Genomic DNA, 21524 nt, shown 5'->3' on the forward strand with positions numbered 1-21524 from the left:
TCCGAAGGGTCTGGGACTCAGCCCTGGTGGGGGTAGCGGACGCTGGTCGGCGGCACGAACGTCTCCTTGATCGAGCGCGGGCTCGTCCAGCGGAGCAGGTTGAAGATCGAGCCGGCCTTGTCGTTGGTGCCCGACGCGCGAGCCCCGCCGAACGGCTGCTGGCCGACGACCGCGCCGGTCGGCTTGTCGTTGACGTAGAAGTTGCCGGCGGCGAAGCGCAGGGCTTCCATCGTCTTCGCGACGGCCGTGCGGTCGTTCGCGATGACCGCTCCGGTGAGCGCGTAGTCCGCGGTCTCGTCGACGAGCTTGAGGACGTTGTCGTAGTCCGCGTCCTCGTAGACGTGCAGCGCGAGGATCGGGCCGAAGAACTCGGTGCGGAACACGTCGTGCTTCGGGTTGTCCGAGACGATGACGGTCGGCCGCACGAAGTACCCGACCGAGTCGTCCGCGGTTCCGCCGGCGATGACGTCGAGCTCGGGGTCCGCCGCGGCGCGCTTGAGGACGTCGGCGTGCTTGTCGAACGCGCGCCGGTCGATGACCGCGCCCGCGAAGTTGCCGAGGTCGGTGACGTCGCCGACAGTCAGCGCCTCGGTCTCGGCGATCAGGTCGTCCTTCAGCTTGCCCCAGAGCGAACGCGGGACGTACGCGCGGGAAGCGGCCGAGCACTTCTGGCCCTGGTACTCGAACGAACCGCGGACGAGCGCGGTACGCAGGATGTCGATGTCGGCCGACGGGTGGGCGAGCACGAAGTCCTTGCCGCCGGTCTCGCCGACGATCCGCGGGTAGCTGCGGTAGCCGGAGATGTTCGCGCCGACGGTGCCCCACAGGTGCTGGAACGTGGCGGTCGACCCGGTGAAGTGGATACCCGCGAGGTCGCGGTGCGCCAGTGCGACGTCGGACACGGCCTTGCCGTCGCCGGGCAGCAGGTTGATCACACCCGGCGGCATGCCGGCCTCTTCGAGCAGGCGCATGGTCAGGTGCGCGGCGAAGCTCTGCGTCGGCGAGGGCTTCCACAGCACGACGTTGCCCATCAGCGCGGGCGCGGTCGGCAGGTTCGCGGCGATCGCGGTGAAGTTGAACGGCGTGATCGCGTAGACGAAGCCTTCCAGCGGCCGCTGCTCCATGCGGTTCCAGATGCCCGGGGAGCTGGCGGGCTGCTCGGCCAGCAGCCGGTGGCCGAACTCGACATTGAAGCGCCAGAAGTCGGCCAGCTCGCAGGCCGCGTCGATCTCGGCCTGGGTGGCCGTCTTGGACTGGCCAAGCATGGTCGCGGCGTTGATCCGCGCGCGCCAGGGGCCGGTCAACAGGTCGGCGGCGCGCAGCAGCACGGCCGCGCGGTCGTCGTAGGACAGCCCGCGCCACGCCGGGGCGGCGTCGTGGGCCGCGGCGATGGCGTCGGTGGCGTCCTGCGCCGTGGCGTTGTGGATCGTGCCGAGCACCGCGCTGTGGTTGTGCGGCTGGACGACGTCGATCTTCTCGCCGCCGCCGATCCGCTGCTCACCGCCGATGGTCGCGGTCAGGTCGATCGGGTCCGCATTGCCCAGCTGCTTGAGCGCGCCCTCGAGCTCAGCGCGCTCAGCGCTGCCGGGTGCGTAGGTCAGCACCGTCTCGTTCCGGGGGGCGGGGGTCTGGGTCACTGCGTCCACTACGGCTCCTCCACGATCTCACCGACGTTCCTGCGCCGAACGGTATGCCTGCGAGGGCGACTTTATTTTGTCCGAACGGCTAGAATCGGGACCTCACACTTGTACGATCGGATGAATCTCGATGGCGACCACGCTCAGGCACATCCTCGGCACCTTGGGCGATCCCCTGGTCGAGGTGCTGGCCGCGCCGAACGGGCTCGGGGTGACGGTCGACGACGTGGTCATCGTCGATCCGGAAGACCCGCCCGAGGCACATCCGGGCGACCTGGTACTGGTCATCGGCGCGCGCGGCCGGGCGGCGGCCCCGGCGATCCGGGCAGCCGGACGCGGCGGAGCCTCGGTGGTGGCGGTCAAGGGCGCGAAGGGGCTCGCGGACGTCGCGTCGGACGTCGGGATCGCGCTACTCGCCGTCGGCGAAGAAGCCCGATGGGAGCAGGTCGAAGCACTGGCCAGAGGCGTCGTGGACGCGGCGAGGCTGGGTGGCGAGGCGGAGACCGGTGAGGTGCTGGGCGACCTGTTCTCGTTCGCGCAGACCATCGCGACCCTCACCGGCGGCCTCGTCAGCATCGAGGACACCGCGAGCCGCGTACTGGCGTATTCACGGGCCGGGGACGAGGTCGACGAGCTGCGGAGGCTGTCGATCCTCGGCCGTGAAGGGCCGGAGCGGTATCTCGCGATGCTGCGCGAATGGGGTGTCTACCAGCGGCTTCGCGCGGGCGAAGGGATCGTCCGCATCGACGAGCGGCCCGATCTCGGGATCCGGCGGCGGATCGCGGCCGGAATCCACGCCGGCTCGCAGCCCTTGGGCACCATCTGGGTCCAGGAAGGTTCACAGCCGCTCACCGAACAGGCGGAAGTCGCGCTGCTGGGGGCCAGCCGCGCGCTCGCGCCGCAGCTCGTGCGGCATCGGACATTGCCGAGCCCGGAACTGCGACTGCGCGAGGATCTACTGATCAGCCTGCTTGACGGGAGGCTGGACAGCGAGTCCGTCGCCGGGGAGATCGGTGCGGATCCGGCGCGAAGGGCACTGGTCGTCGCGTTCTCGCTGGAGCGCGAGGGCACGGACGCCGGGCGTCAGCTGCACCGGGCGGAGCTGGTGAACCTGATTTCGGTGCACACGGCCGCGTATCGCCGCAGCGCGCTGGTGAGCGTCATCGGCGGCCGGGTGTACGCGCTGTTGCCCGACCTCCCCGAACGCGCCGAAGCCACGGTTTTGGCGCTGGCGAAGGAAATCGTGAGTACGGCACGACAGCATCTCGACGTCGGGGTGCGCGCGGCGATCGGCGGGGTCGTGACGCGGCTGTCGGAGAGCGCGGCGTCACGCGCTGACGCGGACAGGGTGCTCGAGACGATGGCGCGTGGGCATTGGCACGCCGACGTCGCCTCGCTGGCCGACGTCCGCGCCGAGGTCCTGCTGTCGGAGATCCTCGCGTTCCTCACCGGTGAGCCGCGGATCCGCGATCCCCGGCTCACCGAGCTCGTCGCGCACGACGTTGCCCACGGCGGCATCCTCGTACCCTCGCTCCAGGCGTATCTCGATGCCTTCGGCGACGTCCGCCGCGCGTCGGCGAAGTTGACCATCCACCCCAACACCCTGCGCTACCGCGTCCGCCGCGCCGGCGAGGTCTCCGGCATCGACCTGGACGACCCCGCCCAACGCCTCCTCACCCAACTCCAGCTCCGCCTTTGACCGTGCTGCGCGAATGTTGCTCGGAGTTCTAGCGGTGCTAGCGTGGCGGCGTGTCCATTCAGGAGCGCCGCGAGCGCGAGCGGGCCGACCGCCATCAGCTGATCGTGAAGTCCGCGCGCGAACTGGCCGAGGCCGAGGGCTGGGACGCCGTGACGACCCGGCGGCTGGCCGAGCTGATCGACTACAGCCAACCCGTGCTGTACGGCCATTTCGCGAACCGGAACGCCATCATCACGGCGGTCGCGATCGAGGGTTTCACCGAACTCGCCGAGGCCATGGGCACCAGCCGCGGCAAGGCGAAGAAACCGCGTGACGCCTTCGCGGCCATCGTCCGGGCGTACGTCGCGTTCGCCGAAGCCAACCCGGCCCTCTACCTCGCGATGTTCACCCTCTCCACCGAACTGCCGTTCTCACAGCCGGACGCGCCCGAGTCGCTGAAAGCGGGCTTCGGCGAAATCGAAAGCGCGCTCGCGCCACATGCCGGTAACCGCAACTCCGGGACCTTCACCGAAGTCTGCTGGAGCGCGCTACACGGCCTGATCACGCTCAACCGCGACGGCCGGCTCAGCCCGGGCGACCAGGAGAAGCGCCTCGCCATGCTGGTGGACCTGCTGGTCAGCTGAGATGAACTCGGCAGCCTCGTTGCGCACGCTGGCTATTGCACGCGCAATGACCCCACAAAGCGCAAAAGTGCGACCGCCTTGAGTCGGGACGCTAGGAGCAGGCTGTGAACAGCTGCACTCCTAGGGAACCGGCTGCGGCGTCGCCGGCCCCGCCGACAGCCGCATGGAGCAGAGCCACGGCGGTGTCGTGGCACGCCTGGTAGCCGAGGGCTTTGCTTTCGGCAGCCTGCTGGGCTTTCACGGCCGTGTCCGCCTTCTGAGCGGCGTCACTCAGCGCTTTGTCCTTGTCCGCCAACGTTTTGTCCTTGTCGACCAGTTGAGCGCTCACGGCGTTGTGGTCGGACTTCTCCGAAAGGTAGAGCCCACCGAACGCACCGGCCGCCCCCAGGAAGAGCACCGCGAGAATCGACACGACGACGAGCCCGGTCTTCTTCGACTTGGCGGGTGGCGCCGAAACGGGCCACTGCTCCGTCGTCGGCTCGGGGCTGTACGGCGTGCCTTCGCCGACATAAGCAACCGGCTGTGGCGCAGCCGGCCATTCCGGTTGCTGCGACGTCGAAGGCCCACCGTTGGAAGGCTGGGTGCTTCTCGGTCTGTCGTCTGCGGTGTCGGTCATCGGTCCCCCATCAGGAAATCGGAAAGGAGACGCAAGTATGCGGCTTCACGCCGATTTCGCACCCGTGTTTTCTCGTAGATCACACCCATGGCGACCGGGTGGGCCGAATCGTTACCCGGTAACGGTTTTTGTTGTTAATCCGATGTCCGCGACCCGGGCGAGACGTTGGTAAGAATCCAACCGCTCAGCCGGATCGTGAACGCTGGTTGTCACCAGTACCTCGTCAGCGCAAGTGCGCTCGACGAGCCCGCGGAGCGCGTCGGACACCTCCGCCTCCGTGCCGTAGATCTGTCCGGCGAGCGAGCTGTCGAGCAGCCTGCGCTCGCGGTCTGTCATCGGCTGGGCAAGTACGGCGGCGGGAGGCAACAATGGCGGGAACACACCATGCGTGCGCGAATACGTCGTGGACCACGCCTCGGACAACAACATCCGCCACGCTCGTTCGGAGCTGTCCGCGACCGCAACCGCGCTGGACACCACCACATACGGCGACGGGGACAGCGCCGACGGCCTGAAGCTGTCCCGGTACCGGCCGATCGCGTCGAGCATCGTCTGCTCCCCTCGGACGGCCGCGATCACCAGCGGCAGGCCGAGTTCGGCGGCCTGGTCCGCGCCCGATCCGGTGGCCAGCAGGAAAACCGGCACCCGCAGCCCCTCGGCGGGGATCGCGTGGACCCCGGGAAACGACTCCTGCTTGCCGGTGAAGTAGCCGAGCAGCTCGGTCACCTGCTCGCCGAACCCGGCGGCCGCGTCCTTGCCGTGGCCCAACGCTCGCCGGACTCCCTCGGTGAAGCCCACCGATCGACCGAGCCCCATATCGATCCGCCCGGGGAACAGCGACTCCAGCACGCCGAACTGCTCGGCGACGACCAGCGGCTGATGGTTCGGCAGCATGACACCACCGGTGCCTACCCGGATCGTCGACGTCGCCGACGCCACAGCGGCAGCCAGGACGGTCGGCGCGGACCCCGAGATCCCGGGCACGCTGTGGTGCTCCGAAACCCAGAACCGGTGATACCCCAGCGCTTCGACGTCGGCGGCAAAACGGACGGTGTCGCGCAGCGCAGTGGCGTGGTCGCCGCCCTGGCGGGCCGGTGAACGGTCCAATACGGACAGTCGCAACGGGGAGTTCACACTCGGTTAAACGCCACCCACGGCCCACAATTCCCGCGGCTAGGGACGCCACTTCTGGTCGTAGGCCGGGTGGTCGGCATACGGCAGCGCGAGCAGCCGCATTGTCGGGCACCAGTTCGAACCGGCTTCGTCGCCGGGCACGTGGCAGGTCTCACACCAGTATTCGCCGCCGTGCATCGGGAACCCGGGCACCCGATCGGTCACCGAGGTGCGATGGGCGCCCATGATCCTGCGGACCGACTCGACTTCGGAAATCATCTGGGTGACGACATCGAGCTCGACGTCCGCCATCCCGCGAATCCGCTGCTCGATGGCGACTTTGGCCTCGCCACGATCGACTCGTTCGCCGGTTCTGCTCTTCCGGACCGCGTTCATGATCACGGCCTGGCGTTCCGCGACCCGCGCGGTCAAGAACGACACCAGGTCTACCACTGTCGACGTGCCTCCTCAGCTGGCCTCCCCTGGCCTTCCGCGTTCCCATGTCGTCGGGAGAACGTCGGACGTTACGCTGGGACGATCACGATCTCCACCTGGCTGACCTGCGGATTAGCCCGTTCGGCCCACCCCGTGACCGGTCGGCTACTAGGTGTCCGCGCGGGCCTTGCTCGGCTGGACGCGCTTCGGCTCGCCGGGCATTTTGGGATAGTCGGGCGGATACGGCATCTCGCCGAGACCGTGGTCACGCTCATCTCGGGCGTACCACTCCAGCAGTGTCTCGAGCCCGAACGACTGCTCGTTGATGGCCGCGTGCTGGTCGCCGTGCTCGGCCAGCCAGTCCGGCACGGTCAGCACGTCGAAGTCGTCCGGGTGAACCTCGCCCAGCTGCGCCCAGGTGAGCGGGGTGGACACGGTCGCGCGGGCGGTGCCGCGGACCGACCAGCTCGACGCGACCGTGCGATCCCGCGCGGCCTGGTTGTAGTCGAGGAAGACGCGTCCGGCGCGCTCCTCCTTCCACCACGCGATGGTCGCGCGCTCGGGGATGCGGCGCTCCACCTCGCGGCCGAGCGCGATGACCGCGTGCCGTACTTCGACGAAGTCCCATTCCGGCCGGATCCGCACGAGGACGTGCACCCCGCGGCCGCCCGAGGTCTTCGGGTAGCCGACCAGCCCAGCCGTATCGAGCACCTCGCGCACGGTGTCCGCCACGGCGACCGCGTCGGAGAAGCCGGCCGCGTCCGGCGGGTCGACGTCGATCCGGAGCTCGTCGGGGTGGTCGACGTCCGGGCGGCGCACCGGCCACGGGTGGAAATCGAGCGTGCCCAGGTTCGCCGCCCAGGCGAACACCGCGGGCTCGGTCGGGCAGACCTCCTCGGCCTTGCGGCCGGACGGGAAGGTGATCTCCACCTTGTCCACCCACTCGGGCGCGCCCTTGGGCACCCGCTTCGCGTAGAACGGATCGCCGGTGACGCCGTCGACGAAGCGCTTCAACGTTGTCGGGCGCTCCCCGATCGCGCGCAGCAGCGGCTCGCCGACGGCGATGTAGTACTCCACGACCTGGCGCTTGGTGATGCCGCGCTCGGGGAAGTACACCTTGTCCGGGCTCGACACCCGGACCGACCGCCGGCCAACTTGGTACTCGATCGGATCGCCGTTCTTGGGCATGGCGACACGGTAACCGGGGACACCGACATTCTGCCGGGCCATTTCACCGGGTTCGGGCCCTGCCCTACCGTGGGGAGCATGTCCGGCCGACTGAAACTCATCGTGGCGCTCGCGCTGCTCGCCGTGCTCGTCACGGCTGCGTTCGTGCTGCCCGTGCCCAGCCCGGCCGAACTGCGCACCTGGGCCGGCGGTCACGGCGTGAGCACGGCGCTGCTGCTCCTGGTGGCGTACTCGCTGCTGACCGTGATCCCGATCCCACGCACGGTGTTCAACCTCGCCGCCGGGCTGCTGCTGGGCAACTTCGTCGGCATCGTGGTCGCGATCGTCGCCACTACGATCGCGTCCGGCCTCGCGTTCGGCCTCGCCCGGCTCCTCGGCCGTGACCTGGTGTCACGGCATCTGCACCGAAAGTCGGTCCGGGCGGTCAACGACCGGCTGTCCGGCGGTGGTGTGCTGGCGATCACCTCGCTGCGGCTGATCCCGGTGGTCCCGTTCGCCCCGCTGAGCTACTGCTGCGGGATCTCCTCGGTCCGACTGGGGCCGTATCTCCTGGGGACGGCCCTCGGCAGCCTGCCCGGGACGGTCGCGGTGGTCATCCTCGGCGACGCCCTCACCGGCGACACGCCACCGGCGCTGTTGGCCTGTTATGGGGTCTTTGCCCTCGTTGGCGCGGTCGGCCTGGTCAAAGTGCTACGCACCAGGGTGCCCGCACCGGCCGAACCGGAATTGGCCGACTCGACACCCGCTGGCTGACGCTGCGGCGGAACGCCGCCCCGCTACACTCGATCGGGTGCGCCGGGCAAGGTTGCGCACAGTTGATGCCACCATCGCGAAAGCCACCATCGCGGGATATTTCGTCAGGAGCAGGCGCTATCGACACCGGTCAGCTGATCGCAGGGCACTACCGCCTGGTCGAACACATCGGCAGCGGTGCCATGGGCGTGGTCTGGCGCGCCATCGATGTGCGTCTCGAACGCTCTGTCGCGGTCAAACAGATCCTCGCCCAGCCAGGATTGTCCGAGGCCGAGCGCGACAACATGCGCCAGCGCGCCATGCGCGAGGCGAAGAACGCAGCTCGCCTGCAGCATCCCAACGCGATCGTCGTGTTCGACATCGCCGAGCACGGCGGCGACCCCTGCCTGGTGATGGAATACCTGCCCGGCCGCAGTCTGTCCGCCCTGCTGGGCGAAGAGCAGACGCTGCCGCTGTCGCAGGTCGCCCGGATCGGCGAGCAGGTCGCGTCGGCGCTGGTGGCCGCGCACCGCGCCGGGATCGTGCACCGCGACGTCAAGCCCGGGAACATCCTGCTCGACGACCACGGCACGGTGAAGATCACCGACTTCGGCATCTCCCGCGCCGCAGGCGACATGGCGCTCACCCAGACCGGCCTGATCGGCGGCACCCCGGCCTACCTGGCGCCCGAACTGGCCAGGGGCTCGGACCCGGTGCCCAGCTCGGACGTCTTCGCGCTCGGCGCCACGCTGTACCAGGCGCTGGAGGGCGAGACCCCGTATGGAAACAGCTCCAACCAGCTGGCCCTGCTCTACGCGGCGGCGAACGGCAACATCAACCCGCCGAAGCAGTCCGGCGCGGCCACGGCGCTGTTGATGCACCTGCTGCGCACGAACCCCGAAGAGCGGCCCACCATGGCCGAGGCGCGCGACAGGCTCGCCGCGCTGGCTGCGCAGGAGCCCACTCCGCCCGGCACGGAGGTCTCACCGGCGCTGTTCAGCACCGGCAACGGCGCGGGCCGACAGCCCGTAACCCCGCTCGCCGAGCCCGCGGGAATCCGGACACCCGGCGGCTCCAGGCCGCCATGGCAGCGCGTCGAGCCTGCCGCCGTCCAGCAGGCCCCCGCTGCTCCACCGATGACCCCGCCGCGCCCGGTGAACCCGCCGCCGACCGCAGCGTACATGCCCACCCAGGCACGTCCGCCTGCCCAGCAGCAGCCACGCTCGGGACCGATCCCCATCCAGCAGCGCCCCGCCGCGCCCCGCCGGCCCGCCGCGGCGCCAAGGTCCCCGAACTCGGGAAACAGACCGCCGGACTCGAAGCGCAAGATGGCGCTGTACGCGTCCATCGGCGCCGGTGTCGTGGTGGTCGCCGTCGTGGTGTTCCTGATCCTCAGCTCCGGCACTGACAACAAGAAGACGTCCACCGGCTCGTCGCCCAGCGGCTCGCAGTCGAACTCGTCTCAGCAGAGCAGCTCCGGCGCACAGACGCCGTCGAGCCCTGCCGCCTCAGCGCTCGGACAGACTCCGAACACCGGTGGCTCTGTCGGGTACACACCCGCCGGGAATTTCGTGCTCAAGTACTTCGGCGAAAAGGGGTCGGACCTGGCGTGGACCATGCTGACGCCCGCGGCACAGGAAGTCTTCGGCAACCAGACCGCGTTCGCCCAGTACTGGAGCCAGTTTCAGAAGGACATCCCGGCCAAGACCGCACGCGCCGACAAGGGACTGAACGCCGACGGCTCGGTTGACATGTACGTGGACATGGGTTCGCTCGGTCGTCGATCGTTCCGCGTGGTCAGTACGGCCGACGGCCTGAAGATCGACGCGAACACGAAGGTAGACGGCCTCCCGACGTCGTAACTTTGACACGCCGGTTACGTGGCGACAGGTGCGCGGACCGGGGTTCGTGGCCTACCGTGGGGCATGGCCGATATCGGACCAACCGGGTCGGGCCCACATCCTCGCTTCCACGAGGACCTCGTCGGGCTGGATCCGTTCGACCCCGAAGCACGAGCCTTCGCCGAGCACCTGGACCGGATCGAACGCTGCGGTCCCAACTTCACCATCGAGGCCTCCATCAGCGGCGTTGCCGATTTCGCCGAGTCCAGCAACCGCCTCGGCGGGCTGCGCTGGTGGGCGTCGGTCGCGCTGGTGATCCTGATCATCTTCGGCGTCCTGGTCGCCGCTTGGGACATTGTCGGGCAGGCCATCACCTGGCTCGGCTGGTAGTTCTTACCGACTGCGGACAGTGGGCGCGTTCACGCCCGCAGACCGGGCGGAGGGGGCTCCGGCAGGCGTACCGTGAAACGCGTGAAAGGCATGAAACCCGTCGTCGGCGCCACCCCTCGTGTAGTGAAATCCGAGCAGGAGTGGCGGGAGCAATTGGGGCCCGAGGAGTACGCGGTGCTCCGTCAGGCCGGCACCGAACGTCCGTTCGTCGGTGAGTACACCGACACCACCGAGACCGGCGTCTACGAGTGCCGCGCATGCGGGGCGGAGCTGTTCCGCAGCGACACGAAGTTCGAAAGTCACTGCGGCTGGCCGTCCTTCTTCGACCCGGCAGACACCAAGGCCGTCATCCTGCGCGAAGACCGCGAGATGGGGATGAAGCGCGTCGAGGTCCTGTGCGCGTCCTGCCACAGCCACCTCGGCCACGTCTTCGAGGGCGAGGGTTACAACACCCCCACCGACCAGCGCTACTGCATCAACTCCATCTCACTGAAGATGGTGCCCAAGCCGTAACCTGTCGAAAGCCACCTGGCCCCGCTCCCCGGCGTTAACGTCGACAAAGCACACGTCGTGGGGGCAGGGGCGAGGCAAATGAGCGATCCCTGGGACCATTCGGGCAGCTAGTGCACTGGGCGCAGTACGCCTGGTGGGTGCCGCTCTGGATTGGCGTGATGACCAGCCCGGGCATGCTGGCGAAACAGAGCCCGGCTCGGGCACTGCCCAGCGTTTACGATGGCCCCGACCGGCAGCACGACCTTCGGCCCTTACGGTCGCGAACAACGGCCTCGCAACTTACCCCGACCAGGCACTCGCCACGGCGCTGCTGCATCGCAGGCTCAAGCCCGAGGCCTTGGCTTCACCCGGAGGCCGTTGAGTTACCACACAGGCGCGTCGCTGCCCGGTAGGTGCGTGCCGTCCGTCCACATCGGACTCGCGCCGGGCAGGACACCCGGTGCCCGCACGTGGGTCAGCCTGCCGAACTGGCTCTCGGTTTGGTCGAGCAGATCGCTGATGTCCGGCAGCTCACCAGCAGAATCCTTTCGACCCAAGGAATCCAGCCAGTTCCCGGTCGCCGCGAGCGACAGCTTCGCGTGCCAGCTGCCACCTTCGGCGACCTGACGTCGCACAGCCGTCATGACAGCTGCGGCAGCGAGCCAACCGGTGGCGTGGTCCAGCGCCTGTGCCGGAAGCGGCCGAGGTTCGTCAAGCCCTTCCTCGGCGGCGATACCGCTCGCCATCTGCACGAGGCTGTCGAACCCGCGCCGACCCGCCCAGGGACCGGACGGCCCGTACGCGGAAATGTCGACCACGACCAGGCCGGGGCGCAGCTCGAACAGCTCGTCGAGGCTGAACCCCTGCTTCGCCAGAGCGCCCGGCCGGAACGACTGGATGAGCACGTCGGCGCGGCTGACCAGCTTGCGCAAGCGGTTGCGGCCGCCGTCGATGGTCAGGTTGATGTGCGTCGAGCGTTTGCCCAGTCCGGTGTCGATCACCAGCGGACGCACTGTCGGCAGGTGAGCGGCGCCGACGTGCAGGACGTTGGCGCCGTGCGCGGCCAACGTCCGTCCGGCGACGGGGCCGGCGATGACGTGGGTCAGGTCGAGGATCCGCAGGCCGCCCGCGGCCCGGTCCGAATCCCACAGCGCCCGCTGGGGCGCGTCCCCGGCCTGTTCGAGGTCGACCAGCGGCGACGCGGCGACGGCCTGGCCCTGCGGATGCGCGCGCCACTCGTCCGCGCTACGCATCAGCGCGGCAGCGCCGCCCGACCAGATGACGGCTTCCTGGACCTCTTGCGCGGTCTTCCCTGCGACGACCGCCGCGATGGCGTCCTTGGTGGCCGGGGCCCCGAGGGCCCAGCACACCGCCGACACGTGGTCCGGGTAGTTGCAGTGCAGGCGGACCCAGCCGTCCCTGGCCCGGTAGTCACCCGAAAGCGGTGCCCACCCGGCGCCCGGGGACTCGCCGTCGACCAGCAGGTGCCGCTCGCTCTGGAACGCCGCGGCCGCGTGCCGCGTGTCCACCACGACTTGACCGGGTTCGATCCCGCGCAGCCGCAGCAGTTCGGCGGCGGCCAGCGTCGTTGCCGCGACAGCGGTGGACGCCGCGGCAGCGACGCGGAACGGCCCGGGCAAGACGGATTCGTCGCCGGTGAGCTCGACGGCGTCCGGCTCGAGCGCGTCGCCCGTCAGGTTCTTCCACAGCCCGGTCAGTTCGGAATTCATCAGACCACCTCGGTCTCGGACGCCCGGGCGGGCAAGGTCACGGCAGGTTGGTGATCAGGTCGGTGGGGTCGACCTTCGTGCCGGTGTAGAACGGGACCTCTTCGCGCACGTGCCGGCGCGCCTCGGTGGACCGCAGGTGCCGCATGAGGTCGACGATGCGGTGCAATTCGTCCGCCTCGAACGCCAGGATCCACTCGTAGTCGCCGAGCGCGAACGCCGGGACCGTGTTGGCGCGGACGTCCGGGTAGTCCCTGGCCTCCATGCCGTGGTCTGCGAGCATCTTGCGGCGCTCGTCGTCGGGCAGGAGGTACCACTCGTAGGACCGGACGAACGGGTACACGCAGACGTACTTGTGCGCTTCTTCCCCGGCGATGAACGCGGGGACGTGGCTCTTGTTGAACTCGGCCGGCCGGTGCACGGCGACCTGGCTCCAGACCGGGCTCGACGCCTTGCCGAGCGGAGTGCGCCGGAAACCGGTGTACGCGGCCTGGATCTGCTCGATCTCCTCGGCGTGCCACCAGACGAGGTAGTCGGCGTCCGCGCGCAGGCCCGCGACGTCGTACACCCCGCGCACCACGACGCCCTTGTCCGCGAGCGCGTCGAGGTATGCCGTCGTCTCGCTCGCCGCCGGGCCGCGGTCGTCAGGGAGCTTCCCCTGCTCGGCCTTGAACACCGACCACGCGGTGTAGACGATCTTGTCGTTGAGTTCGTTGTAGTTCAGCCGCGCCATAGGTCCATCTTGGCACTCGCGGTTTTCGGCCTGCTACCGCGCCAGCCATGACGTGATGCGCATCGCCGCCGCGTCGGCCGTGGCGACGCACGCCGGGAGCCCGACACCATGCAGGGTCGCGCCCGCGACGGCGAGGCCCGGCAGCTCGGCGACGGCCCGCTCGATCCGGTCGACGCGGTCGAGGTGTCCCCAGCCGTACTGCGGCAGTCCCCCGCCCCAGCGCGTGACGACGGCGTCCAGCGGGTCCGTCGTGATGCCGGTGAGTTCGGCCAGGTCCGCCCGCACGACGCCGATCAGCTCCTCATCGGAGGCCTGCAGCGTCGCGATGTCGCCGAACCGGCCGACCGAGCCGCGCAGCACCACCGGGGCGTCCGGGTCCTCGGTGCCCAGGTGTGCCCACTTGCGCGAAGAGAAGGTGAACGCCTTGGCCGCGAAGGGCGTCCCACCGGCATACCGCTCGCCGACTCCGATCAGCACGCCCGAGTCCTCGGGCAGTTTCGTCCCCGGCGGCAGCGCCAGCGCGACAACGGCCATCGACGCGAGTTCCACCTCGCCGTAGGCGGCTGCGGCTTCGGGAGCGACGCCGTCCAGCAGACGACGCGCGGCGGGAGCCGGAACGGCGAGCACCACGGCGTCGACGTCGAACGGGCTGTCGGCCGGCGCGTGCGCATGAGCGGCGGCACCGAACTCGAGATGCCAACCACTGGCAGTGTGGGACGTGTTGCGGGACAAGGTGCGAACCGTGGTCCCGAGCCGGACGTCCGCATTCGCCAGCTCCGCCAGCTTGTCGACGAGCGTGCCGAGGCCGCCGACAAGGGTGCCGAAGACTGGTGCGGTGCTCGGCGAAGCGGGCATCAACTGCGAAGCGGCCTCCGTCAGCGAGATCGCTCCGGCGTCGACCTTGGCGGCCAGCGCGGGCATCACAGCGCGCAGGCCGAGCCCGTCGGCGCCGCCCGCGTACACGCCACCAAGCAGCGGGTCGACGAGCCTGTCGACGAGCTCGTCCCCGAACCGCTCCCGCAGCAGAGCGCCGAGAGCGACGTCTTCATGCTGCGGCAGCACCGGCGGCGGCAAGGTCGATTCCGCAGCGACAGCGCGACGGCCGTGTTCGGACAGCACGCCCGCAACGGCGTCGGCCGAGGCCGGGACGCCCATGACAGTGCCGCTCGGCAGGCCGAGCACGGATCCGCCCGCGTGGACCTTCGCTCGGGCGCCGGTCGGGTGAACGAGCAGGTCGCCGAGCCCGATCTCACGCACCAACGCCGTCATCTCGGGCCTGCGCGCGAGGAACGCCTCGGCACCGACGTCATAACGGCGTCCGGCCAGGTCGATCGTGCGGAGCTTGCCGCCCAGCGCCGAGGCCGACTCGAACACGGTGATCTCGACGGACGTCCCGAGCTCACGACGCAGCCGGTATGCGGCGACCAGCCCGGACAGCCCGCCGCCGACGACCGCGATGCGACTGCCGAGTGTCATGGTTCGAGTGAGTGGACGAGCCCGACGACCCTGGTCAGCACATCCGGGTCGACGCCGGGCAAGACGCCGTGGCCGAGGTTGAAGATGTGCCCGCCGGCCGAGCGGCCTTCCTCCACGATGCGGCGCACCTCGGCTTCGAGCACCGGCCACGACGCGTGCAGCAGCGCCGGGTCGAGGTTGCCCTGGACCACGGGTACGGGCGCGCCGGGGACGGCCAGGCGGCGCACGGCCTCGTCGAGCGGGATGCGCCAGTCGATGCCGACGATGTCGGCCCCGGCGTCACGCATCGACGTCAGCAGCTCGCCGGTGCCGACCCCGAAGTGGATCTTCGGGACGTCGTACTCGGCGACCCCGGCGAAGACCTTCGCCGAATGCGGCAGCACGAACTCACGGTAGTCGCGGACGGACAGCGCACCGGCCCAGGAGTCGAACAGCTGGACGGCGTCGACCCCGGCGTCGAGCTGGGCCCGCAGGAAGGTGAGCGCGATGTCGGCAAGCTTGCCCGCCAGCGCGTGCCAGACCTCGGGCTCCGAGTGCATGAGCGCCTTGGTCTTCGCGTGGTCGCGGCTCGGGCCGCCTTCGATGAGATAGGACGCCAACGTGAAGGGCGCGCCCGCGAAACCGATCAACGGGGTCTCGCCGAGCGACGACACCAGCAGGCGGATGCCGTCGGCCACCCGCGAAACCTGCTCCGGCTCGAGCGTCGGCATGGCGTCGACGGCGGCCTTGGTGCGGATCGGGTGCTCCACCACCGGCCCGGTGCCGGGGACGATTTCGACGCCGATCCCGGCCGCCTTCAGCGGCACCACGATGTCGCTGAACAAGATGGCCGCGTCGACATCGTGCCTGCGCACGGGCTGGATTGTGATCTCGGCGAGCATCTCCGGGTCGAAGCAGGAGTCGAGCATCGCGACGCCCTCGCGCAGCTTGCGGTACTCGGGCAGCGAGCGACCGGCCTGCCGCATGAACCACACCGGCAACCTGGCCGGTCGGCCGCCTCGGGCGGCGACGAGGAACGGGGCGTCCGGCAGGGTGCGGCGGGCGCCCAGAGCGCGCGCCGGAGCTGTGTTTGACATCAGGTCCCATGGTGCCATGCGACCCTGGACGCGGGTCCCTCGGCGCGTCTGCCCCGATCTGGAGCCCGCGCCGCCTTACAGTCGGGAACGTGACCGCCATGACGCAAGCGCCCGAGCTGTTCCGCGAAGCCGTGGCGACGCTGCGATCCGTGCGGCCGAGGCCGGAAGTCGCACTCGAAGAGATGCGCGCGCCGAAGCGACTCGCACCCTGGTCGTACGCGATCAGCTGCGAGATGACGGGCCCGGCCGACGTGCTGGCGTCGGGCAGGCTGGTGCTGCTGCACGACCCGGACGGCCAGGAAGGCTGGGACGGGCTCCTGCGCATGGTGCTGTACGTGCGCGCCGAACTGGACACCGAACTCGCGACCGACCCGTTCCTGCCGACCGTGGGCTGGTCGTGGCTGACCGATGCGCTCGAGACGTCCGGCGCGACCTGGACGGCACTCGGCGGGACGGTCACGGAAACGTCGTCGGCCCGCTTCGGCGACATCTCGGGCCCGACGACCACCGACGACCTCGAACTGCGGGCGTCCTGGACGCCCACCGACGCCGACCTCCGGCCGCACGGCGACGCCTTCTGCCAGGTGATGGCCAGCGTCGTCGGCCTGCCGCCGGTCGGCGTGACGTTCTTCGGCCAGCGGCAAGGCTCGTAGCGGCCAGTCTTAGGGCAGCAGGGACTGGGGCGGCCGGGGCACGCGGACCGGATCAGAGGCCCGCGTCCGTGGGGCTGGTGGTGTCGGTGTGACCCCCGCACGCGCCCCCGCACGACGGCCGCGATGGGGCCGAATGGAGGCAGCCGGGGGACGGGCCTTCTCGCCGGCGGGGGCGTTCACTATCGTGAAGCACCGGTCGTCACGGACGGCAACTTGATCTTGGTCGCCATCCGGCGCCGGACACGGCCACTCGGGGCGTTTTGGGCGGTTCGGGGCTTCGTCGCGACAGACACCGCGTGCCGGAGAGCGGGACGAGCCGACGCCGGGGAGAGGGCCTTTTTACGCCTGGGCGGACTCGATAGCACAGCCGGTGAAAAGGTCGCTCGCGCGGTTGCGGGAGCCATCTGCACGAGCAGAACGTCACCGGTAACTGGGTTTCATCGTGTTATGCGCATGATCCGTTAGCAACCGCCCATTCGCTAGCCCAATCGTGTGACGGCGACCGCAGAAAGTGACGACTTCATCCGGATAGATACCCATTCGATCCCCCCGCAGACCCTCCGAGGGAGATACAGTGCCTCCGACGACACCACTTTCGGTCTAAAGCTGGCGCGGCTAAATGGCCGAAGGTCCCGGTGCCGGTCGGGGGGCACGACCGACTCCAGGGAGGTAGTGACGTGGCTACCGTCGGCTTATCTCAGGCCGTCCGATCCACGCCAGCCGGTGCTTTGCCGGCGAGCATGGTTCCGCATCCACGGGAAGAGCTGTTTTCCGTGTTAGTGGTCGATGACCACCCGCTGTTGAGGGAGGCAATCGCAGCAAGACTCGCACAGATGGGTGCGGGCACAGTCCACGAGGCCGCCACGGTGGCCGAGGCGAGGGCAAGGGCACAGGCCACAGGACCCTGTGACCTGGCAATCCTCGATCTCGGTCTGCCCGATGGCAGCGGCATAGAACTGGTCACGGAACTTCGTAGCCAGGGCTGGCCTCGTGTTGTCGTTCTTGCTTCATCCGACGACCCGTACGCGGTCAGGTCGGCGTTCCAGGCCGGTGCTCAGGCATACCTGCTCAAGTCGGCGTCCCCGGTGGTTGTCACCGATGGCGTCCGCAGGGTGCTCGAGGGCGGCGTGTACGCGGACCCGAGCGTGGCTCCGGTCCTGGCCACCGGCACTCGTGTTGCCGGCACCGACAACACCCCGCGTGAGCTTTCAGCTCGCGAGGTGGAGGTGCTGCAGCTCGTCGCCGACGGCCAGTCCAACAAGGAGATCGGCGAGGAGCTCAGCCTCTCCGCTCTCACGGTCAAGTCACACTTGTCCCGCATCGGCCGGAAGCTCGGCACCGGGGACAGGGCACAGATGGTCGCGTTGGCGATGCGCGCAGGCGTAATCCGCTGACGGAGACGAATCACCTTCTGGGACGGGCGGACCAGGCGCGGTACGCCCGTCCCGTAAGGTCAACGGTTGTGGAAAGCGCAGATCAGGGCCCCGACGAAGCACCCGAGCAGGCTGAATCCATCCTGTTGCAGGAGCCGGTCGAAGGCACGCCACCGGTGGTGGCCGATCCTGCGGCGCTGGCGGACGCCTGTGCGGCGATCGCGGCCGGCACCGGAGCGATCGCGGTCGACACCGAACGGGCTTCCGGCTACCGCTACTGGCCAAAGGCGTATTTGGTCCAGTTGCGACGCGAAGGCGCTGGAAGCTTTCTGATCGACCCCATCCCGCTCGCGGGCGAGCTCGAACCGCTCGCGCGCGTCATCAACGACACCCAGTGGGTGCTGCACGCGGCGTCCCAGGACCTGCCGTGCCTCGCCGAACTCGGCCTGCACCCGATCAGCCTGTTCGACACCGAACTGGCCGGACGGCTCGCCGGGTACGACCGCGTGGCGTTGGGCACCCTGGTCGAGAAGCTGCTGGGCATCCGGCTGGAAAAGGGCCACAGCGCGGCGGACTGGTCGAAACGGCCGCTGCCGGTCGACTGGCTCAACTACGCGGCGCTGGACGTCGAGCTGCTCATCCAGCTCCGCGAAAAGCTCGAGGTCGAGCTGGACGAACAGGGCAAACTCGGCTGGGCAATGCAGGAGTTCGAAGCCGTCCGCACCGCTCCCCCGCCGGCTCCGCGCGCGGAGCCCTGGCGCCGGACGTCCGGGGTGCACAAGATCCGCAATCCGCGCAGTCTCGCGGCGGTCCGCGCGCTGTGGCAGGCGCGGGACGAACTCGCCCGCAAACGGGACAGGGCGCCCAGCCGCATCCTGCCCGACACCGCGATCATCAACGCGGTCACTGTCGATCCCAAAACCGTCGCCGAGCTGCAGGCGCTGCCGGTGTTCAGCGGCCGCGTCCAACGCCGGTACACCGCGAACTGGTTCCGCCACCTGCAGGCGGCCCGCGCGCTTCCGTCGAGCGAGCTGCCCACACCCGGTCAGGTCAGCGACGGGCCTCCGCCGCCCAACCGTTGGGCCGACAAGGACCCGGACGCCGCCGCCCGGCTGTCCGCGTCGAGGACGGCGTTGACGGCGATAGCCGCCGAGCACCGTCTGCCAGTCGAGAACCTGCTGCTACCCGACCTCGTGCGCCGCACCTGCTGGAAGCCCCCGGCCGACCTCAGCGTCGACGGCGTCGCCGAGGCTCTGCACGCCGGCCACGCGCGGCCATGGCAGGTCGAGCTGGCGGCGGCCGCCCTCAGCGAAGCCCTCCACGCCGAAGCCCCCAAGCCCGAGGCCGAACACGAGCCCGAAGGGCAGCCACAGTAAGCGAACAGTTCACGAACCTTCGAGCAGCCTCAGACCCGCGGTCCGGAGCGGGCCATCGGGTGGACCGAGGCCGGTGAGCCGTAGGACGCCGTCCGCGCCTTCGATGGCATGAGCTTCGACGTCGAGTGCGGGATCGTCCCGCCGGATCACCGCGATGCTCTCGACGAGCCCGAACACCAGGTCGGTCCGGATGTCCGCGCCGGCGTCCTGGCCGGCGGCGGCGATCAGCCGGCGGTAGGCGGACTTCAGCTCGGCGCGTTCGGACCGGAACCGGGCGAGGTGCGGGGACGCGACCTCCGGCAGCAGGTAGAGCGCCCCAAGGTTGTGCGGCGCGCCGGCCAGCAGGCGGATATCCGCGTAGCTCAGTGCCCACAGCCGGACGTCGACAGGTGCGAGATCGTCGACCAGCCGCCCGGCCAACGCCAGCGACGGACGGACGGTCTGCTCCAGCAGTACGGCGAGGATGTCCTCTTTGGACGGGAAGTGGTAGTAGAGCGACGCCTGGCGCAGACCGGCGCGTTCAGCGATGGCGCGGGTCGTGGTAGCCGCGTAGCCGGCCCCGGTGAACAGCTCGGCCGCGGCCTCCAGCACGGCCTGCCGCGAGTCCTGCCGACTGGCCGCCGCGCCGCTGGCCCTGGGCCTGCCCACCCCGGTCGATTTGCCGCTCATACCGGCGATCCTGCCAGGCCCGGCACGTTACCTGCGGATGACCGGCTGGAACGCCTCACCGCGCTCCCTTTTACGGCACGTTAACGGAACAGTGATCGAGGCTTCGCCGCCGGGGCTTAATTTCTGTCGATCGATCGAAATACCTGATCGGCAGAGACGGGAGCCCGGTATGTCCCCACCCCCAGTCAGCACCGAAGAACTCGCGGAATTCGGCTATCGCCAGGAGCTCCGGCGTACCCTCGGCGGGTTCTCCGCCTTCGCCGCCGGCTTCTCGTTCGTCTCGATCCTGACCACGGTGTTCCAGCTGTTCGGCTTCGGTTACACCTTCGGCGGGCCGCTGTTCTTCTGGAGCTGGCCGGTCGTCCTCGTCGGCCAGCTGCTCGTCGCGCTCAACTTCGCCGAGCTGGCCGCGCGCTATCCGCTAGCCGGGTCCGTCTACCAGTGGGCCAAGCAACTCGCCAAGGGCTTCGCCGGCTGGTTCGCGGGCTGGATGATGCTGCTCGGCTGCGTCGTCGCGCTCGCGGCGGCCGCGATCGCCCTGCAGATCGTGCTGCCGTCGGTGTGGACAGGCTTCCAGCTCGTCGGCGGCGACTCGTCGGTGACGTCGCCGACGGGCGCGACGAACGCCGTCCTCCTCGGCACGCTGCTCATCGTCTTCACGACCGCCGTCAACGCTGCCGGGGTGCGGTTGGTGGCACGCGTCAACGACATCGGCGTCGCGGCCGAACTGATCGGGGTCACCGTCCTGATCTGCGGGCTCGGGTTGTTCGCCGTGCGCGGGCCTCAGGTCGTTCTGCACGACGTCCCGGTAAGCGGCGGCGCGAGCGAGGCGGGGCTCGGCGGTGTGCTGGCTTCGGCACTGATGGCCGCGTACGTCCTGTTCGGCTTCGACACCGCCGCGTCGGTCGCCGAAGAGACCAAGAACGCCCGCCGGACCGCACCTCGTGCCGTGCTGCGAGCGCTGCTGGTCTCCGGGATCGGCGGGCTCGTCGTCATCCTCACCGCGCTGATGGCCGCGCCCAGCCTGACCGACGGGCAGCTCGCCGGCCGCGGGCTGCCGTACGTGATCACCGCGGTCTTCGGCGACACGCTGGGCCCGGTGTTCCTGGCCGACGTCGCGATCGCGGTGGTCGTGTGCACGCTGACCATCCAGACCGGCACGATCCGGCTCATCTACTCGATGGCTCGCGACGGCGCCCTGCCCGGCTCGGCAGCCCTGTCCCGGGTGAGCCGCAAGACGAACACCCCCTTGGCGCCGGCCGTGCTGTCGGGTGCGCTGGCCATCGGGCTGCTGCTGCTCAACCTCGGCAATCCGACGGTGTTCAGCACGATCACCGCGACCTCTGTCGTCGTGGTCTACCTGGCGTACCTGATGGTGACGGTGCCGCTGCTGGTCAAACGGCTGCGCGGCGGATTCCCGGCCCAGGCGGGGCTGTTCTCCCTCGGCCGCTGGGCGCTGCCCGTGAACCTCGCGGCGGTCGCGTACGGGGTGGCGATGACGGTCAACATCGCGTGGCCTCGGCCCGAGGTCTACGACGTGGCAGGCACCGGCTCGGCCTGGGCCCTGCTCTTCCCGGTGGAATTCGTCCTCGCCGCGCTGGTCATCGGCTGGGTGTGCTGGTTCCGCCTGCGCCGGACCTCGCCCGCCCCCGTCCTCGAATCCGTCGCGTGAAAG

Annotated in this window: 20 protein-coding genes; 10 read left to right on the forward strand and 10 right to left on the reverse strand. The window is 69.6% G+C overall.

The window, feature by feature from the left end; genetic code table 11:
• Positions 1 to 17: 17 nt before the first annotated feature.
• Positions 18 to 1646 (reverse strand): L-glutamate gamma-semialdehyde dehydrogenase, encoded by a 1629-nt coding sequence (gene pruA / locus JWQ81_RS16185; RefSeq protein WP_297542258.1) that lies wholly within the window; start codon positions 1644 to 1646, stop codon positions 18 to 20.
• A 121-nt stretch (positions 1647 to 1767) separates the two neighbouring features.
• On the opposite strand from pruA, the gene JWQ81_RS16190 reads away from it, so the two are divergent.
• Both JWQ81_RS16190 and JWQ81_RS16195 read left to right on the forward strand, forming a co-directional pair.
• Positions 1768 to 3336 (forward strand): helix-turn-helix domain-containing protein, encoded by a 1569-nt coding sequence (locus tag JWQ81_RS16190; protein WP_297542259.1) that lies wholly within the window; start codon positions 1768 to 1770, stop codon positions 3334 to 3336.
• Positions 3337 to 3386: 50 nt separating this feature from the next.
• Positions 3387 to 3959: a TetR/AcrR family transcriptional regulator gene (locus JWQ81_RS16195; protein WP_297542260.1), complete on the forward strand. Its 573-nt coding sequence runs from the start codon at positions 3387 to 3389 to the stop codon at positions 3957 to 3959.
• A 91-nt stretch (positions 3960 to 4050) separates the two neighbouring features.
• Here the strand turns inward: JWQ81_RS16195 and JWQ81_RS16200 are convergent, their stop codons facing one another.
• The 4 genes from JWQ81_RS16200 to ligD form a co-directional block, all read right to left on the reverse strand.
• Complete coding sequence (locus tag JWQ81_RS16200; RefSeq protein ID WP_297542261.1) at positions 4051 to 4575, reverse strand: hypothetical protein; 525 nt, start codon at positions 4573 to 4575, stop codon at positions 4051 to 4053.
• A 111-nt stretch (positions 4576 to 4686) separates the two neighbouring features.
• The gene (locus JWQ81_RS16205; RefSeq protein WP_297542396.1) at positions 4687 to 5697 is read right to left on the reverse strand and encodes an MsnO8 family LLM class oxidoreductase; all 1011 of its coding nucleotides are present in this window, start codon (positions 5695 to 5697) and stop codon (positions 4687 to 4689) included.
• Between the two features lie 51 nt (positions 5698 to 5748).
• Positions 5749 to 6141, reverse strand: coding sequence for a DUF6221 family protein (locus tag JWQ81_RS16210; protein WP_297542262.1), 393 nt, complete (start codon positions 6139 to 6141; stop codon positions 5749 to 5751).
• 150 nt (positions 6142 to 6291) lie between these two features.
• Positions 6292 to 7311, reverse strand: a complete 1020-nt coding sequence (gene ligD, locus JWQ81_RS16215) for a non-homologous end-joining DNA ligase (RefSeq protein ID WP_297542263.1) — start codon at positions 7309 to 7311, stop codon at positions 6292 to 6294.
• Positions 7312 to 7389: 78 nt separating this feature from the next.
• On the opposite strand from ligD, the gene JWQ81_RS16220 reads away from it, so the two are divergent.
• The 4 genes from JWQ81_RS16220 (at position 7390) to msrB (ending at position 10787) form a co-directional block, all read left to right on the forward strand.
• Positions 7390 to 8064, forward strand: coding sequence for a TVP38/TMEM64 family protein (locus JWQ81_RS16220; protein ID WP_297542264.1), 675 nt, complete (start codon positions 7390 to 7392; stop codon positions 8062 to 8064).
• Between the two features lie 65 nt (positions 8065 to 8129).
• A complete protein-coding gene (locus JWQ81_RS16225; protein ID WP_297542265.1) occupies positions 8130 to 9905 on the forward strand; it encodes a serine/threonine-protein kinase in 1776 nt (591 codons plus the stop codon).
• Positions 9906 to 9968: 63 nt separating this feature from the next.
• Positions 9969 to 10274: a hypothetical protein gene (locus tag JWQ81_RS16230; protein WP_297542266.1), complete on the forward strand. Its 306-nt coding sequence runs from the start codon at positions 9969 to 9971 to the stop codon at positions 10272 to 10274.
• 90 nt (positions 10275 to 10364) lie between these two features.
• Positions 10365 to 10787 carry a peptide-methionine (R)-S-oxide reductase MsrB gene (gene msrB / locus JWQ81_RS16235; protein ID WP_297542398.1) on the forward strand — a complete coding sequence of 141 codons (423 nt, stop codon included), beginning with the start codon at positions 10365 to 10367 and terminating at the stop codon, positions 10785 to 10787.
• 362 nt (positions 10788 to 11149) lie between these two features.
• On the opposite strand, the gene JWQ81_RS16240 is transcribed toward msrB, so the two are convergent.
• From JWQ81_RS16240 to hemE, 4 genes are read right to left on the reverse strand one after another with little or no spacing between them, the layout of a single operon-like run.
• Entirely contained in the window at positions 11150 to 12496 is a 1347-nt protein-coding gene (locus JWQ81_RS16240; protein ID WP_297542268.1) for a CoA transferase, read from the reverse strand.
• Positions 12497 to 12533: 37 nt separating this feature from the next.
• The gene (gene hemQ / locus JWQ81_RS16245) at positions 12534 to 13226 is read right to left on the reverse strand and encodes a hydrogen peroxide-dependent heme synthase (RefSeq protein ID WP_297542270.1); all 693 of its coding nucleotides are present in this window, start codon (positions 13224 to 13226) and stop codon (positions 12534 to 12536) included.
• Between the two features lie 33 nt (positions 13227 to 13259).
• Positions 13260 to 14702 carry a protoporphyrinogen oxidase gene (hemG, locus tag JWQ81_RS16250; protein WP_297542272.1) on the reverse strand — a complete coding sequence of 481 codons (1443 nt, stop codon included), beginning with the start codon at positions 14700 to 14702 and terminating at the stop codon, positions 13260 to 13262.
• Positions 14699 to 15778 (reverse strand): uroporphyrinogen decarboxylase, encoded by a 1080-nt coding sequence (gene hemE, locus JWQ81_RS16255; RefSeq protein ID WP_297542274.1) that lies wholly within the window; start codon positions 15776 to 15778, stop codon positions 14699 to 14701. Before hemE ends, hemG begins: the two co-directional genes overlap by 4 nt.
• Before the next feature lie 89 nt (positions 15779 to 15867).
• Between hemE and JWQ81_RS16260 the strand changes: the two genes are divergently transcribed.
• The 3 genes from JWQ81_RS16260 (at position 15868) to JWQ81_RS16270 (ending at position 19180) form a co-directional block, all read left to right on the forward strand.
• Positions 15868 to 16431 (forward strand): DUF3000 domain-containing protein, encoded by a 564-nt coding sequence (locus JWQ81_RS16260; RefSeq protein WP_297542276.1) that lies wholly within the window; start codon positions 15868 to 15870, stop codon positions 16429 to 16431.
• A gap of 677 nt (positions 16432 to 17108) precedes the next feature.
• Entirely contained in the window at positions 17109 to 17825 is a 717-nt protein-coding gene (locus tag JWQ81_RS16265) for a response regulator transcription factor (RefSeq protein ID WP_297542278.1), read from the forward strand.
• Between the two features lie 68 nt (positions 17826 to 17893).
• The gene (locus JWQ81_RS16270; RefSeq protein WP_297542280.1) at positions 17894 to 19180 is read left to right on the forward strand and encodes a ribonuclease D; all 1287 of its coding nucleotides are present in this window, start codon (positions 17894 to 17896) and stop codon (positions 19178 to 19180) included.
• Between the two features lie 9 nt (positions 19181 to 19189).
• Here the strand turns inward: JWQ81_RS16270 and JWQ81_RS16275 are convergent, their stop codons facing one another.
• Entirely contained in the window at positions 19190 to 19849 is a 660-nt protein-coding gene (locus tag JWQ81_RS16275; protein ID WP_297542282.1) for a TetR/AcrR family transcriptional regulator, read from the reverse strand.
• 169 nt (positions 19850 to 20018) lie between these two features.
• Here JWQ81_RS16275 and JWQ81_RS16280 point away from each other — a divergent pair, with 169 nt between their 5' ends.
• Complete coding sequence (locus JWQ81_RS16280; protein WP_297542284.1) at positions 20019 to 21521, forward strand: amino acid permease; 1503 nt, start codon at positions 20019 to 20021, stop codon at positions 21519 to 21521.
• Positions 21522 to 21524 lie beyond the last annotated feature (3 nt).

The sequence above is a fragment of the Amycolatopsis sp. genome (assembly GCF_025464955.1).
GTDB lineage: Bacteria > Actinomycetota > Actinomycetes > Mycobacteriales > Pseudonocardiaceae > Amycolatopsis.